Below are 14,875 nucleotides of genomic sequence, written 5' to 3'. Positions count from 1 at the left end.
TGGCCGCGGCGCCGAGCACCAGGATCGCGACGAGCACGAGGGCGATGGTTCGGGTGTGACGGGGGTTCATGGGTGTCCTGACGGATCGCGGGGTCGACGAGCGAGGGGTCAGTAGCGGCGCAGGCTGACGAGCGGCGTGCCGGCGAGCACGTCCCGGCCACCGAGCGCGCCGATCTCGAGGACCACGACGTTGCCGACGACGGTGCTGCCGCACGCCGCCACGAGCTCGCCGGCCGCGACCAGCGTGCCCCCGGTGGCGAGCACGTCGTCGACGACGACCACTCGGGCACCGGGCGCCAGGGCGTCGGTGTGGATCTCGAGCGTGGCCTCGCCGTACTCCAGCGCGTACGTGGCGCTGTGGGTGTCGGCCGGCAGCTTGCCCTGCTTGCGGACCGGCACGAAGCCGACGCCGAGCTCGAGGGCCAGCGGTGCGCCGAAGATGAAGCCACGCGCCTCGACACCCACGACGACGTCGGGATCGAGGTCGCGCACGGCGTCGCGCAGGGCCGCCGACACGGCCGAGAAGGCCTCGTGGTTCGACAGCAGGGGCGTGACGTCACGGAAGGTGACGCCCTGCGCCGGCCAGTCCTCGACCGGCCGGACGCAGGCGTCGATGGCCGTGGCCGCGTCCATGGACGTCAGGAGCCGTTGCCGCTCAGGTCGACGTCGCACTCGTCCTTGGCGTGCTTCTCGATGGCGTCGGAGGCCTTCGTGAACTTCTCGTCGCTCAGCTTCTGGAAGTCGGCGGCCAGGCCCTGGAGCTTGGCCATGTCGACGCCCTCGGGCAGCTCGCCCTGCTGGACCTTCGCGAGGTCCTCGAGCTTGATGCCCGCGTCGTCGAGGGACTTCTCGACCGACGTGATGCCGTCGTCGAGCACCTTCCAGTCGGACTCGACGTCGGAGGGGGCCTCGTCCGCGAGCTTGTGGAAGGTGGCGAAGGCCTTGTCGATCTGCCCGAGGTCGCTGCCCTCGAGGGAGTCGAACTCCTTCGTGGCGGACTTGAGGTCGGAGCAGTAGGCGCTGCTCCCGGATCCACAGGCGGTCAGGGTCGTGGCGGCGGCGAGCACGGCGCCGGCGAGAGCGAGCTTCTTCATGCGCGCAAGCATGTCATGGTCGCCTGAGAGCTCAGGACCGACCCGCCCGGCCCTGGCCGCTGCCACCGCGCTTGCGCGACGACCGCGGACCTCGCGTCGGCTGGCGCCGACCTCCCGCCCCCGCCCCGGCCGCCACCGGCACCGCCTCGCCCGCGCTGGGCGTCGCGGCGTCCTTCTCGCGCCGGGCGAGCACGCGCCCGGTGTGGGCCGCGACCGCCGGGTCACGCTCGCGCAGCTGGACGGCGAGCGGTGTGGCGATGCAGATGGAGGAGTAGGTCCCGGCGGCCATGCCGATGAACAGCGCGAGGGCGAGGTCCTTCAGCGGCCCCTGCCCGAGCACGAACGTGCCGACGACGAGCAACGCCAGGACGGGCAGCAGCGCGGTGACGGACGTGTTCACCGAGCGCACGAGCGTCTGGTTGACGGCGAGGTTCGCCTGCTCGGCGTAGGTACGACGGGACGAGGCGAGCACGCCGTGCGTGTTCTCGCGCACCTTGTCGTACACGACCACGGTGTCGTACAACGAGTAGCCCAGGATCGTCAGGAAGCCGGTGACCGTGGCGGGCGTGACCTCGAAGCCGGACCAGGCGTACACGCCCGCGGTGATGAGCACGTCGTGGGCGAGCGCCACGAGCGCAGCGAGCGACATGCGCCAGTCGCGGAAGTAGGCGGCGATGAAGATGACGACGACCACCAGGAAGACGGCGAGGCCGGTGAGCGCCTTGGTGGCCACCTGCTTGCCCCACGAGGGCCCGATGAGGTTCTGGCTCACCTCCTGCGCGCCCGCGTCGGTCAGGGCCTTCTCGAGCACGGACGTCTCGTCCTGGCTGAGGGCACGGACGTCGATCCGGACGGTGTCCGAGCCGGAGGTCGTGACGATCGGGTCACCCGCGGCGGGGACGTTCGCGTCCTCGATCGCCTGGGCGAGGGCGTCGGCGGTGGCCGCGTCGGCCTTCTGCACCTTGGCGGTCAGCTCGACACCGCCCTTGAACTCGATGCCGAGGTTGAAGCCCTGCACGACGAAGCCGAGCGTGGAGGCGACGATGATGAGGACGGAGATCGAGTACCAGAGCCGACGACGTCCGACGAAGTCGACCGAGACCCGCCCGGTGTAGAGGTGCTGGCCGAAGCTGCTGATGCGTCCCATCAGGATCGTCCTCCCGTGGTGCTGCCGGGTGTCGGGGCTCGGTCCGGACGGCGGACCGGTCCGGTGCGGTCGACGGCCCGGTCCCCAATGCCGAGATGGGCCGCGTCGAAGCCGGAGAGCTTGTGGCCGCGACCGAAGAACGTGGTGCGCGCCAGGAGCGACATGAGCGGCTTGGTGAACAGGAACACCACGATCACGTCGATCACCGTGGTGAGACCCAGCGCGAAGGCGAACCCGCGCACGACGCCGATCGCGAAGATGAACAGGATCACCGCCGCCAGCAGCGAGACACCGTCCGCGGCCAGGATGGTGCGACGCGCGCGCTCCCAGCCGGACTCGACGGCCAGGCGCAGCGACTTGCCGTCGCGCACCTCGTCACGGATCCGTTCGAACAGGACGATGAACGAGTCCGCGGTGATGCCGATGGCCACGATGAGGCCCGCGATGCCGGGAAGGGTCAGCGTGAAGCCGAGCGACTTCCCGAGCAGCAGCACCATGGCGTAGGTGGACGCGCCGGCGACGAGCAGCGAGCCGATGGCCACGAGCCCGAGCGCGCGGTAGTAGAGCAGCAGGTACGCCATCACGAGCACGAGCCCGATGGCCCCGGCGACGATGCCGGCCTCCAGCTGGGAACCCGCGAGCGAGGGGCCCTCGACGGACACCCCGTTGACCTCGAAGGTGAGCGGCAGTGCCCCGTACTTCAGCTGGTTGGCCAGCGACTGCGACGTGGACTGCGTGAACCCGCCGGAGATCTGCGAGCTTCCGTTGGTGAAGTGGCCGTTGGTGGTCGGTGCGCTCAGCACCTCGCCGTCGAGCACGATCGCGAAGCGCGACGCGGCCTGGTTGCCGGCCTGCTCCTGCTGGTAGAGCGCGTCGGTGATGGCGTCGAAGGCCTCGGTCCCGGCCTTGCGCAGCTCGATCGCCACGACCCACTCGACGGAGCCCTGGGGCACCACGGCGTCCGCACTCTTGACCTGGGTGCCCTCGATGACGGTGGGGCTGAGGATCATCGTCTCGCCCGTGGACGGGTCGCACGAGACGATCGGCTCGTCCGGCACGTCGTCGACCGCGAGGTCGTCCTTCGTGCACCGGAACCCGGCCAGCTCGGTCTGCAGCGCCTCGGCGGCCGAGGCGTAGTCCTTCGGCAGCGAGTCCAGACCCTGGGTCTCCGCGGCGATGAGCTGGTCGAGCGAGAGCTTCGACCAGTCCGCCGCGCTCACGGTCTTGGCCGCCGCCGCGACCGCCTTCTGGTCCGGTGCCTGGGCCGCGCTCTGCCCCGACCCCCAGAGCAGACGGAAGCGCAGCTGGGCGGTGCGGCCCACCTCGTCGACGATGTTGCCCTTGCGCTGCCCCGGGATCTCGATGACGACCTGGTTGCCGCCCTGCGTGGAGACCTCGGCCTCGCTCACGCCCGTGGCGTTGACCCGCTGGTCGATGATGTCCCGAGCCTCCTGCAGCTTGGCCTGCGTGACGTCACCGGAGGACGCCTCGGCCTGCAGGGTGATCCGGGTGCCGCCCTGCAGGTCGAGTCCGAGCCTGGGCTTCCAGACCCCGCCGCCGTCCTTGAGGTCGAGCCCTGCCAGCAGTCCGAACAGGGCGAGCAGGAGGGCGAGGAACAGCAGCAGCGTGCGTCGCGGACGCGGGATGCCGGCAGTGCTCCTGCCGGGACGGGGCGCGGGTCTGGCCATCAGTCGGTCGGGCTCTCCGGTTCGGTGGTCGGGCTCGGGTCGACGACCTTCGCGACGGCCTGGCGGTTGACGGTGATCACCGTGTTCGGGGCGATGCGCAGCTCGGCCTCGGTGTCGCCCAGCGACACCAGTTCGCCGAAGATGCCGCTGGCGAGCATGACCCGGCGGCCCGGCTCGAGCGCGGTCTGGGTGGCGAGGTAGTCCTTCTGGCGAGCCCGCGCGGGGCGCATGACCAGGAGGTAGAAGATGACCAGCAGGAGGACGAGCGGGATGAAGCTGTAGACATCGGACACGAGATTGCTCCGTCGAAGGGAATGACGTCCGCACAGCGGACCTGGCACGGGGCCAGGGAGTAGTTTAGACATGCAACCAAGCCCGGCGGCCCTGTCCATGCTTCCACGGACGGTGCCCGGGTCGAGCAGGTGCCTCTAGACCGGGTCCGCGGCGTCGTCGAGCGGCAGCTGGTCGGTCCCGGCGGGCGCCGCCAGACCGAGGTGCCGCCAGGCAGCGGGCGTCGCGATGCGCCCGCGAGGCGTCCGCGCGAGGAAGCCGAGGCGCACGAGGAAGGGCTCGGCGAGCTCCTCGACGGTCTCGCGCTCCTCACCGACGGCGACCGCGAGCGTGCTGATGCCGACCGGTCCCCCGCCGAAGCTGGCGCACAGCGCCTGGAGCACCGCCCGGTCCAGACGGTCCAGACCGAGGTCGTCGACCTCGTACAGGGCGAGTGCGCTGCGGGCCTCGCCGTGCCCGACGGTGCCGTCACCGCGCACCTGGGCGTAGTCACGCACCCGCCTCAGCAGGCGGTTGGCGATGCGCGGGGTCCCACGCGAGCGGGACGCGATCTCGTGGGAGCCGTCGTCGGAGATCGTCAGGTCGAGCAGTCGCGCGGACCGCTCGACGATGCGCTTGAGCTCGGCCGACTCGTAGTAGTCCAGCTGGGCGGTGAAGCCGAACCGGTCGCGCAGGGGTCCGGGCAGCAGACCGGCCCGGGTGGTGGCCCCGACGACGGTGAAGGGCGGGATCTCCAGGGGGATGGCCGTGGCACCCGGGCCCTTGCCGACGATGACGTCGACCCGGAAGTCCTCCATGGCCATGTAGAGGAGCTCCTCGGCCGGGCGCGACATGCGGTGGATCTCGTCGATGAACAGGACGTCGCCCTCGTCGACACCGGAGAGGATCGCCGCGAGATCGCCGGCGTGCTGGATGGCGGGCCCGCTGGTGAGCCGCAGGTGGGCGCCGAGCTGGTGGGCGATGATCATGGCGATCGTGGTCTTGCCCAGGCCGGGCGGGCCCGACAGCAGCACGTGGTCGGGTGTCCGCCCCCTCCCCTGGGCCGCCTCGAGCACGAGGGACAGCTGCTCGCGCACGCGCTCCTGGCCGACGAGCTCCTCGAGCGTGCGAGGACGCAGCGCCGCGTCGAACGCCCGGTCGTCGGGCGTGGCCTCGGCGAGGACCGCGTCGAGCCCGTCGACGTCGTAGGCGGATGCCTCGGGATAGGAGTCGTCGTGCACGCCGCTCACGCCTTGGACAACGATCGGAGGGCGAGACGCAGCAGCTGGCCGACGTCGGGCGAGTCGCCTGCGGCGTCGGAGACGGACTCGATGGCCTTCTCCGCGTCGCGGGTGGACCACCCGAGACCCTCGAGGGCCTGCAGGACCTGGGCACGCCAGGGCGCGGCGGAGGTTCCCGGCGCGGCGGACGTGGGGAGCACGGGACCGACCCGGTCCTTGAGCTCCACCACGATGCGTTCGGCGCCCTTGCGACCGATGCCCGGGACGGAGGTGAGCGCGGCGTGGTCGGACTCGGCGATGGCGCGTCGCAAGCGGTCCGGCGGGAGGACGGCGAGCATGGCCTGGGCCACCTTGGGACCGATCCCGCTGGCCGTCTGCACGAGCACGAACATGTCGCGCTCCTCGGTGTCGGCGAAGCCGTAGAGGGTGAGCGAGTCCTCGCGCACCACGAGCGACGTGGCCAGCTGCGCCTGCTCCCCGAGCCGCAGCCGCGCGATCGTGCCCGGCGTGCAGTAGACGTGGTGGCCGAGGCCGCCGACGTCGATGACCGCGGAGTCGAGCGAGAGGGCGGCGACCTCGCCGCGCACGTGGGCGATCATCGAACGGACTCCTTCAGCTGGGCCTGCGCCTGCTGCAGGCGGTTCTGCGCTCCCCCGCGCCAGATCTGGCAGATGGCCAGGGCCAGCGCGTCGGTGGCGTCGACCGGCTTCGGGGCCTCGGCGAGCCGGAGCAGCCGGACCACCATGGCGGCCACCTGGGCCTTGTCGGCCCGACCGCTGCCGGTGACGGCGGCCTTGACCTCGCTGGGCGTGTGCAGGCGGACGTCGATGCCGTGCCGCGCGGCGACCAGCATGGCCACGCCGCTGGCCTGCGCGGTGCCCATGACGGTGCGCACGTTGTTCTGGCTGAACACCCGCTCGACCGCGACGACCGCCGGACGGTGCAGCCGGACCGCCTCCTCGAGCCCCTGCTCGAGCCGGTGCAGCCGCTTGGCCGTGTCGAGGTCGGCAGGGGTGCGCAGCACGTCGACGTGGACGAGGTGCAGCGGTCGACCGACCGAGCCCTCGACGACGCCGAGGCCGAGGCGGGTGAGCCCGGGATCGACCGCGAGCACACGCGTGGGAGAACGCATGTTCGAACGATAACCCGCTCCCACGACGCCCCACCGGACGCCACGCCGACCGACGCACCTCCCGCCGGCACCGACGTCCGATGCTCCTGGCGGACCTACTCCTCGTCGAGCGCGGCGAGCACCTCGTCGCTCATGTCCACGTTGGAGTAGACGTTCTGGACGTCGTCGAGGTCCTCGAGCGCGTCGACCAGCTTGATGACCTTCTTGGCGCCCTCGACGTCGACCGGCACCTCCACCGACGGGACGAAGGAGGCCTCCGCGGAGTCGTAGTCCAGACCGGCGTCCTGCAGCGCGGTGCGGACCGCGACCAGGTCGGACGCCTCGCTGATCACCTCGAACGCCTCGCCGTGGTCCTTGACCTCCTCGGCACCCGCGTCGAGCACCGCCAGGAGGATGTCGTCCTCGCCGGCGTCCTGGGCCGGCACCTGCACGACGCCCTTGCGGTGGAACATGTACGCGACCGAGCCCGGGTCGGCGAGGTTGCCACCGTTGCGGCTGACCGCCGTGCGGACCTCCATGGCGGCCCGGTTCTTGTTGTCGGTGAGGCACTCCACCAGGAGGGCGACGCCGCTCGGGCCGTACACCTCGTACGTGATCGTCGTGTAGTCGACGGCGTCCTCGCCGATGCCGCCGCCGCGCTTGACCGCACGGTCGATGTTGTCGTTGGGGACCGACGACTTCTTGGCCTTCTGGATCGCGTCGTACAGCGTCGGGTTGCCGTCGGGGTCGGGCCCGCCCTGACGTGCCGCCACCTCGATGTTCTTGATCAGCTTGGCGAACATCTTGCCGCGCTTGGCGTCGATCGCGGCCTTCTTGTGCTTGGTCGTCGCCCACTTGGAGTGGCCTGACATCCCCTGCCCCTTTCCGCGCCACCCCGGCGGGTGGCGGATCCCTACGTCGTCACGAGGTCCAGGAACAGGCGGTGCAGGCGCAGGTCGTCTCCCACCTCGGGGTGGAACGACGTCGCCAGCACCGAACCCTGCCGGACCGCCACGATCCTATCGGCAGCACGGTCCGTCGCGCCCGCCGCGGCACCCGGGCCGACCGGGACCGCGGCCAGCACCTCCACGCCCGGGCCCGCCTCCTCCACCCAGGGGGCGCGGATGAACACCGCGTGGACGGGGTCGTCGAAGGTCGTGAAGTCGACGTCGGCCTCGAAGGAGTCGACCTGCCGACCGAAGGCGTTGCGCCGCACCGTGACGTCGAGCCCGCCGAAGGTGGCCTGTCCCTCGGCACCGTCGACGAGCCGGTCGGCCAGCATGATCATCCCGGCGCACGTGCCGAACGTGGGCAGCCCGTCCGCGATCCGACGCCGGAACGCCTCGGCCACGCCGAAGACGTCGGCCAGCTTGATCATCGTGGTGGACTCCCCGCCGGGGATCACCAATCCGTCGACGCGGTCGAGCTCCTCCTCGCGACGCACCGTGACGGCCCGGACGCCCAGCGCCTCGAGGGCCTGCACGTGCTCGCGGACGTCCCCCTGCAGGGCGAAGACGCCGATGGTCGGTGAGATCACCGGGACAGCGTAGTGAGGTCACCCCGCCCGAGCCGGAGTGGCTCGGGACGGCCGCGGTCGCCGGCCTCCGTGCCCGGATCGTCGCACGCCCCGGTCCCCCGCCAGGAGGACCGGCTCAGAGTCTCGTGCAGGGGGCGTTGTTGCCGTTCCCGGTGTAGCGGAAGGCGCCCGACGGGGCCGAGGTGCCGGCGGCATTGACCGACCGGACGGAGATCTGACCCGTGGCCCCACCGATGTTGAAGTTGGCGTTCGGCGTGAAGGACGTCGCCGTGGTGCTCGCCGTGCCGACGGGGTTGGTCCAGCTGACCGTGTAGGACGTCGCGCCCGCCACCGCGTTCCACGTGATGGTGATGTCGCCCCCGGACCGCGTGCAGGTGGCGATCGTCGGCGCGACCGGCGCCGCGGCCTGCCGCGCGAACGTCCCGCTCGTGAGCCTGGCGGTGTCGCTGTAGTAGGCCTGGGTGGTGGGTGTCGAGGGCAGGCCGACCAGGGCCAGGGTGGCCACGGCACCGACGGCCACGGCGGTCGCGCGGGCACCGGTGCGGTGGGGCGCGCCGGCCGCGTCCGTCCCGAGGAACCGACGACGGCCCGGTCGCGATCGATCGCCGCGCACCGCGACGAGCAGCACGATGCCGACGAGGAGGCCGCCGAGGAACGTGCCCGGGGTGCCGGACAGGAATGCGGCGACGTAGCCGAGCTGAGGGACGTCCGCGACGATCCTCGGCGCCGACGACACGACGTACGGCGTCTCGTCCGGCGCGCCGTTGGCATCGCCCTTCAGCACGAGGATGGCCCGGTCCTGGGCATCGATCGTCAAGTTCTGGATGCGGTGGGTCACGTTCACCCCGGCCGGGGTCTGGACCGTCACGACGTCGCCGGTGGCGAGCTCGGATGCGGGCACCGTGCGGGCGATGCCGAGCGCCCCGGTCTCGATGGCCGGGGACATCGACCCCGACTGGAAGACGACCGGACGCACGTCGAACGCGACGGCGACCGCGGCCAGCAGGAGGCAGAGCACTCCGGACAGGGCACCGACGGTCAGGGCGCCCTCACGGAGCCGCTCGACGAGGCGCTCCCGGGCGGTCGGCGGCTCCTCGATCCAGAGGAGCCGCGGCTGCGACTCCCCGGTCACGGGGCGCCGACCTGCTTCCCGGTGATGGTGAACGTCACCTTGGCGTTCTGGCCCTGCCCGCCGGTGGTGCCGCTCGGGAGCGTCGCGGTCACGCAGAACGACTCCGTGCCGGTGGCGGCCACGAGCGTGCGCAGCGTGCCGGCGGTGTTCGCGATGATCGTCGTCCCGGCCCCGATCCCACCGGTGAACACCTCCAGGCCACCGGTGCACGCAGTGCCCTGGTCGTTGACCGTGCCGCCCGCTCGCACCGAGTAGGTCAGCAGCGGGGCGAGCGCTCCAGTGGCCGTGGCAGAGGCGTGGTAGTTGGCCGTCAAGGTGCCCACGTTCTGGATCTGTGAGGAGGCCGCAACGCTCTGGCCCGGAGCCAGGTTGTCGGCCTTGAAGGCGTTGGAGAACCCGACCGGGTCGTCCTCGACGCCGTCGACCTGGATCTTGAGGCTGCCGGCCTGGAAGGTGCCGCCTGTGACGGTGGCAGTGTCCGTCCAGTAGGCGAGCGTCCCGACGGTGCCGAGGCCGAGGACGACGCCAAGGGTCATCACGGCTCGGCCGCGGGTGGAACGCAGGGGACGGGTGGCGCGGCGCGCGATCGAGCTGGTCATGGCGTGTCCTGTCGGGTGTGCGGGCGTGCGAGTCGAGTACGGGTGGAGAGTCCGGCGCCGAGACCGAGAGCGAGGGCGGCGGCCGCGAGGAGCCAGCTGGGGGTGAGAGATCCGGTGTCCGGCAGGAGTCCGCCGCGGTCCGACGTGGAGCCACCGTCGGAGCCGGCAACGCCGCCGTTGCCGGTGCCGGCACCCCCGTCGGTGCCGCCGTCCGCACCACCGTCGGTGCCTCCGTCGGACCCGTCCGAGTCGTCGGGCCCGTCGGGACCGTCGGGGTCCTCCTCCGAACCGCCCCCGATCTCCTGGGTCTGGGTGAGGACCACGTCGAAGCCGAGCGAGGCGGAGCGCAGCCGGGTGCCGTTCGGGGCGTCCTCGTCGAAGGTCACCTCGACCTCGACGGGCACGACCTGGGAGCCGGGCACGGGCGCGTCGACGAGCACGGTCGAGGGGCCGGGGCCAGTGGTGGCCTCACCCTCGCGAGCGGGGGTGCGCACGACGACGCTGACCCATCCGTCGTCCAGGAGCGACTCCTGGCCGTCGGGGCGCAGCGTGACGTCGAGCCGGGCACCCTGCGGTGCGTTGTTGCGCACGAAGAAGGTGGCGGTCTCCACGTCACCCGGCACCCAGCGCATCGCCGGGTCGAAGAGTGGGGCGGTGATGTCGGGCGTCCAGGTGGCGCCGTCGAGGCTGAGGCTCAGCTCGTCGTCGGCGTGGGCGGCAGCCGGGGTGAGCAGCAGCGCTCCGGACGCGAGCGCGACGGCCGTCAGGCGACGTGCCGGGGGGTGGATCCTCACGCGAGGGTCTCCTGGTCCTGGGGGATGGTCGAGCCCGCGGCGCGTCGGGTGGCCCGACGCTCGCGCACCGCGGCGGTGGCGGCGTACCCGGCGTAGACGAGCAGGGCGAGGCCCACGACCGTCACCCCGCGCTGCCGCCAGGCGGCGTCGATCGCGGTGTTGAGCCGTCCGAGCTCCTGCACGCGGTACCAGAGGACGCCGCGCACCTGCTCGGCGCGCACCACCTCCGGGTCGCGAACCGCGTTCGCGTCGCCCTGGGTCCACAGCACCGGGGTGCCGTCGGGCTCGGTGGTGCGGGCGATCACGCGGTGGGTGGCGACGGTGGGGTCGCCGGACTCGAGCTGGAAGGTGACGACCTGACCGACGAGGATCTCCTCGAACGGTGCGGGGCGGCTCACCACGAGGGTGCCGGGTGGGAGGGTCGGCTCCATCGACGAGGTGAGCACTGTGTAGGGGGTGGCTCCCGCCATGCGCGGGACCACGACGACCACCGCGAGCACGGCGACCACCGCCGCGACGACCGCCCAGGCGAGGGCCTGGGAGAGTCGTCGGGCGGTGGTCGCCGCGCTGCGCGTCATGGTGGTGGGCCCGTCGATCAGGGAGCGACCGGCGCGGCGGGGGTGTCGCTGTGGACCTGCGTCGCGGTGACGACGTAGTCGGTCAGCGAGACGGACTCGCCCTGGGAGTCGTTGTCGACCGCGTCACCGTAGGGGAACGTGACGGTGACGGTGCTCGTGAGCACCTCGGGCGCGTCGTCCTCGGTGATCGAGGTGACCGTCTCGCCGTCGACCTCGAACGCCGTGCTGACCACGACGTCGTCCGCCAGGCCGCCCGACGTCACCGCGCCGACGGCGGCGAGGTCGGCCCGCAGGTGGTCGCCGGTCGCGTCGATGTCGAACGTGCAGGTCTTGGTGGCCACGTCGCCGGGCACCAGGAGGGTCGCGGTCTCGCCCGGGGCGTCCTCGTTCGCGTCGAGGATCCATGCCGAGCAGTCGGCCTCGCCGAGCGTCAGCGTGCCGGCCGTGAGCGTGCTGGCGCCCACGGTGGCCGAGTCGGACCAGAAGGCGAGGGTGGTGGCTCCGCCGGTGAGCAGGACGCCGGCGCCGACGGCCGCGAGGGCGGCCTTGGTGGACTTCTTCATGGGGATCCAATCGGGAGGAGAGGGTGGTCCGGGGTGGGCCGGACCGGGTCCCGACGACACCGGGACCCTCGAACCTCCCAACGACCCCGACGGACGAAGTCACGGTCGGCCCCCGCAGTGCGCACCAAGATCCCCCGAAGGAACTAGACCGGCATGGCCCGACCGGCCGGACGCGGCCAGTCGGATGGGCCATCGGGGCCATGCGGTCGTCCACCGCCGGTTCGCCGCGCAGGGATCGCGACGAGACCTCAGGTCCAGGCGCCGCAGGTGAAGCCGAGGCCGAGCAGCACGAAGGTCCCCGCGCGCGTCGAGGTGGCGGTCCAGCCCGAGCCCGGCAGGGTGGCCGTGACCTCGATGGTGAAGCTGGAACCGAGCAAGGACCCGAGGAGCCCACCGGTCACGGTGACCGAGCGCTCCGTCCCGCTGCTCGTGACGACGAGCGAGGTGCCGGTCTCCCGGATCACCGCCGTGTACGCGAGGCCGGGGGCCGCGGTCCAGGTCGTGGTGAGGCTCTTCGTCCCCACGACGGGGTTGCTGACGGTGCACGCGAGCGCTGCGGGCTTGGTGACCGCGAAGGAGGCGAGGGCGCCGGAGGTGACGGTCGCGCCGCGATCCTCGAAGGTGGCCGACGTCGGCGTGACGAGGGTGGGGACCACGTGCCCGAGCCCGAGACCCAGCAGCATCGCGGCGACCCCGGCTCCGACCCCGACCCCGACCCCGTGTGCTCGCGATCGGTCCTGACGCCGGTGCCGGCCACCGGGGTGGCGCCCGCGCCGAGGACGCTCACGTCCCGACCCCGCGCGACCGGCACCCAGGACGAGGAACAGGCACAGCCCCAGCCACGCTCCCGAGACGAATCGGCCCGACGGTGACGAGACGGCGTCCACGACGTGCCCGGCGGCCGGCACGGAGGTGACCACGCGTTCGACGCGGGTGACGGTGTAGGCCTCGGCATCGGGCGAGGCGTTGGCATCGCCGCGCAGGGTGAGGACCGCCGTCGTGGTGTCCACAGGGTCGATCTCGACGACCCGGTGGGTGACGCGCACGCCGGCGGCGTTGACCACGCTCACGACGTCGCCCACCCCGATGGCCCGCGCCGGCACCGACTCGGCGAGGGCGAGGTCGCCCGCGGCGATCTGCGGTCCCATCGAGCCCGAGGTGAAGATCATGGGGGTGAGGCCGAGGACGTGGATCGTCGCGGCCCAGGCCAGGCAGAGCCCGCCCAGACCGGCACCCGACCAGAGGACGGTCTGACGCAGCCGCTCGAGCACGACGATCAGCCCAGCTGCGTGGCGTCGAAGACGAAGGAGGCGGTCGCCGATGCCCCCTGTGCGGCGTTCGCGGTGCCGCTCGGCAGCTCGACGCGCAGGCAGATGTTCTCGCTCATCGTGGCGCTGGACAGCGTGCGTGGGGAGGCGATCACGTCGCTCGCGGTGCCGGTGAGCGTCACCCCTGTCACCAGGGGCGTGCCGCCGCACGTGTTGGTCCGCAGGCCCGAGGAGCTCGCCGTGCCGGCCGATCCCGCCGAGACGGTCCACCGCAGGTAGGGGGCGAGCGCGCCGGACGCGGTCGCCTTGGCCGTGTAGGTGAAGCCGACGGTGCTCGCGGCCCGCTGGACCGGGACCGTCACCGCCACGCTCTCCCCCGGGACCATGTCGGTCAGCGCGAGGCTCGGCGACGTCGTCGTCCCGCCCGCTCCGGCGAGGTTGCCTGCGACGAGCAGGTCGAGCGATCCCGTCTGGATCGTGCCGGCATCCAGGACCGCATCGTCGGTCCAGAACGCCATGGTGTTGACCGAGCCGAGACCGACCACCAGACCCATGGCCAGCAGCGCCCTCACCCATCCACGACGACCTCGGCTGCGACGTCGACCCGCATGCCTGCTCATGACCACACCTCACGATCCACGCGGAGGCGCGAGGCGAGCAGGACGCCGACGAGCGCAAGGCCAAGGCCACCGAGGACGATCCAGCGCGGCGTGGCGGAGCCCGTGTCCGGAAGATCCCCCACCGTGTCGCCGGCCGACGGACTAGCACCGTCCGGGTCGTCGCCGGGCTCGCCCGCGGCGGCGTCGGCGAGCCTCACGCGGAAGGCGATCGCCAGGCGCCCGACCTGTGACTGGTTCGTCGACGCCTCGTCGAAGGTCGCGTTCACGTCGACGCGCACCGCCGCACCCTGCTCGATCGTCTTCTCGGTGAGGCGGGTCGAGGTGACCTCGTTGCGCAGGTCGACCCACGCACCCTCCGCCGCCCGCGCACGCAGGTGGATGTCGTCGTCGGCCAGCAGCTCGTCGGAGTCGAGGCTGCGCACCTCGATGGTGATCGCGGACCCGCTGGGCCCCTGGTTGCGGACGAAGAAGCTGCTCGTCCGCGTGTCGCCAGGGACCCACCGCAGGCCGGGGTCGAACAGTGGCTCGTCGAGGTTCGACGACCAGGACGTGCCGTCCCGGCTGATGCCGATCTCGTCGGCCGCGTGCGCACCGACAGGGGCGAGCAGCGTCACCGCCACGACCGTCGCGGGCAGCAGGCATCCACGCCTCATCGCGCTGATCCCTCCTTCTCCTGGTCGTCGTCGCTCGTCCTGCTTCCCGGACCGCCGCGCCAGGCGGGCGCCGCCGCGACGAACATCCGGCCCGTGTAGAGCAGGAGCCCGGCCGCGACCAGCTGGACCGCTGCCTTTCGGTGGAACCCGTCGAGCAGGGAGTGGGCTCTGCCGAGGTGCGGCACCGCGTACCAGAGCCGCCCCCGCACCTGCTCCGGCTGGACCGGCGCTGCATCGACCACGTCGTTCGCATCGCCCTGGGTGGTGAGCACCGCCGTCCCGTCGGTCCTGACCCCGGAGCCGACCACACGATGGGTCACGACCGTCGGGTCGCCGGACCGCAGCTGGTAGGTGATCACGTCCCCCACCGAGACGTCGCCCATCTCGACGGGTCGGACCACCACCAACGTGCCCGACGGGAGCGCCGGCCGCATGGACCCGGTGAGCACCGCGTAGGGGGTCGCGCCGGCCAGCCGCGGCACGAGCACCGCAGCAGACAGCGAGCCCGTGGCGGCCAGGATCACGACCCAGGCCAGGGCCTTGACGACGACCTGCCACCCGCGAGACACGACGATCCGCG

General features: G+C 72.1%; 19 protein-coding genes. All 19 read right to left on the bottom strand.

Going from position 1 to position 14,875, the window contains the following annotated elements; all coding sequences use genetic code 11:
- Nucleotides 1–108: 108 nt before the first annotated feature.
- Nucleotides 109–633 carry an adenine phosphoribosyltransferase gene (locus ASF37_RS14350; protein WP_056555055.1) on the bottom strand — a complete coding sequence of 175 codons (525 nt, stop codon included), beginning with the start codon at nt 631–633 and terminating at the stop codon, nt 109–111.
- A 5-nt stretch (nt 634–638) separates the two neighbouring features.
- Nucleotides 639–1,094 (bottom strand): hypothetical protein, encoded by a 456-nt coding sequence (locus ASF37_RS14345; RefSeq protein WP_055970478.1) that lies wholly within the window; start codon nt 1,092–1,094, stop codon nt 639–641.
- Nucleotides 1,095–1,125: 31 nt separating this feature from the next.
- Entirely contained in the window at nt 1,126–2,241 is a 1,116-nt protein-coding gene (secF, locus tag ASF37_RS14340; RefSeq protein WP_055970480.1) for a protein translocase subunit SecF, read from the bottom strand.
- Entirely contained in the window at nt 2,241–3,929 is a 1,689-nt protein-coding gene (gene secD / locus ASF37_RS14335; protein WP_056555058.1) for a protein translocase subunit SecD, read from the bottom strand. The genes secF and secD overlap by 1 nt, the downstream gene beginning before the upstream one ends.
- Nucleotides 3,929–4,222: a preprotein translocase subunit YajC gene (gene yajC / locus ASF37_RS14330; RefSeq protein WP_055970484.1), complete on the bottom strand. Its 294-nt coding sequence runs from the start codon at nt 4,220–4,222 to the stop codon at nt 3,929–3,931. Before yajC ends, secD begins: the two co-directional genes overlap by 1 nt.
- 135 nt (nt 4,223–4,357) lie before the next feature.
- Nucleotides 4,358–5,440 carry a Holliday junction branch migration DNA helicase RuvB gene (ruvB, locus tag ASF37_RS14325; protein ID WP_055970593.1) on the bottom strand — a complete coding sequence of 361 codons (1,083 nt, stop codon included), beginning with the start codon at nt 5,438–5,440 and terminating at the stop codon, nt 4,358–4,360.
- 5 nt (nt 5,441–5,445) lie between these two features.
- Entirely contained in the window at nt 5,446–6,039 is a 594-nt protein-coding gene (gene ruvA, locus ASF37_RS14320) for a Holliday junction branch migration protein RuvA (RefSeq protein WP_056555062.1), read from the bottom strand.
- Entirely contained in the window at nt 6,036–6,572 is a 537-nt protein-coding gene (locus ASF37_RS14315; protein WP_055970488.1) for a crossover junction endodeoxyribonuclease RuvC, read from the bottom strand. The genes ruvA and ASF37_RS14315 overlap by 4 nt, the downstream gene beginning before the upstream one ends.
- A 95-nt stretch (nt 6,573–6,667) precedes the next feature.
- Nucleotides 6,668–7,423, bottom strand: a complete 756-nt coding sequence (locus ASF37_RS14310) for a YebC/PmpR family DNA-binding transcriptional regulator (protein ID WP_055970490.1) — start codon at nt 7,421–7,423, stop codon at nt 6,668–6,670.
- A gap of 41 nt (nt 7,424–7,464) precedes the next feature.
- Nucleotides 7,465–8,088, bottom strand: coding sequence for a pyridoxal 5'-phosphate synthase glutaminase subunit PdxT (gene pdxT, locus ASF37_RS14305; RefSeq protein ID WP_056555068.1), 624 nt, complete (start codon nt 8,086–8,088; stop codon nt 7,465–7,467).
- Nucleotides 8,089–8,203: 115 nt separating this feature from the next.
- Nucleotides 8,204–9,220, bottom strand: a complete 1,017-nt coding sequence (locus ASF37_RS14300; protein ID WP_055970494.1) for a signal peptidase I — start codon at nt 9,218–9,220, stop codon at nt 8,204–8,206.
- Nucleotides 9,217–9,819 (bottom strand): TasA family protein, encoded by a 603-nt coding sequence (locus ASF37_RS14295; RefSeq protein ID WP_055970496.1) that lies wholly within the window; start codon nt 9,817–9,819, stop codon nt 9,217–9,219. The genes ASF37_RS14300 and ASF37_RS14295 overlap by 4 nt, the downstream gene beginning before the upstream one ends.
- On the bottom strand, nt 9,816–10,613 hold the full coding sequence (locus tag ASF37_RS14290) for a hypothetical protein (RefSeq protein ID WP_055970498.1): 798 nt from the start codon (nt 10,611–10,613) through the stop codon (nt 9,816–9,818). The genes ASF37_RS14295 and ASF37_RS14290 overlap by 4 nt, the downstream gene beginning before the upstream one ends.
- Complete coding sequence (locus tag ASF37_RS14285) at nt 10,610–11,191, bottom strand: signal peptidase I (RefSeq protein WP_055970500.1); 582 nt, start codon at nt 11,189–11,191, stop codon at nt 10,610–10,612. The genes ASF37_RS14290 and ASF37_RS14285 overlap by 4 nt, the downstream gene beginning before the upstream one ends.
- 17 nt (nt 11,192–11,208) lie before the next feature.
- Entirely contained in the window at nt 11,209–11,754 is a 546-nt protein-coding gene (locus tag ASF37_RS14280) for an alternate-type signal peptide domain-containing protein (protein ID WP_056577507.1), read from the bottom strand.
- Between the two features lie 248 nt (nt 11,755–12,002).
- A complete protein-coding gene (locus ASF37_RS14275; protein WP_055970504.1) occupies nt 12,003–13,025 on the bottom strand; it encodes a signal peptidase I in 1,023 nt (340 codons plus the stop codon).
- 5 nt (nt 13,026–13,030) lie between these two features.
- Entirely contained in the window at nt 13,031–13,642 is a 612-nt protein-coding gene (locus ASF37_RS14270) for a SipW-dependent-type signal peptide-containing protein (RefSeq protein ID WP_156366975.1), read from the bottom strand.
- Nucleotides 13,639–14,295, bottom strand: coding sequence for an LPXTG cell wall anchor domain-containing protein (locus ASF37_RS14265; RefSeq protein ID WP_056581298.1), 657 nt, complete (start codon nt 14,293–14,295; stop codon nt 13,639–13,641). Before ASF37_RS14265 ends, ASF37_RS14270 begins: the two co-directional genes overlap by 4 nt.
- Nucleotides 14,292–14,864, bottom strand: coding sequence for a signal peptidase I (locus ASF37_RS14260; protein WP_200931234.1), 573 nt, complete (start codon nt 14,862–14,864; stop codon nt 14,292–14,294). Before ASF37_RS14260 ends, ASF37_RS14265 begins: the two co-directional genes overlap by 4 nt.
- Nucleotides 14,865–14,875: the final 11 nt, after the last annotated feature.

Source organism: Aeromicrobium sp. Leaf289 (genome assembly GCF_001423335.1).
Taxonomy (GTDB): domain Bacteria; phylum Actinomycetota; class Actinomycetes; order Propionibacteriales; family Nocardioidaceae; genus Aeromicrobium.
Note: the sequence above shows the minus strand (reverse complement) of the source record. Positions and strands in the feature narration are given on the sequence as shown.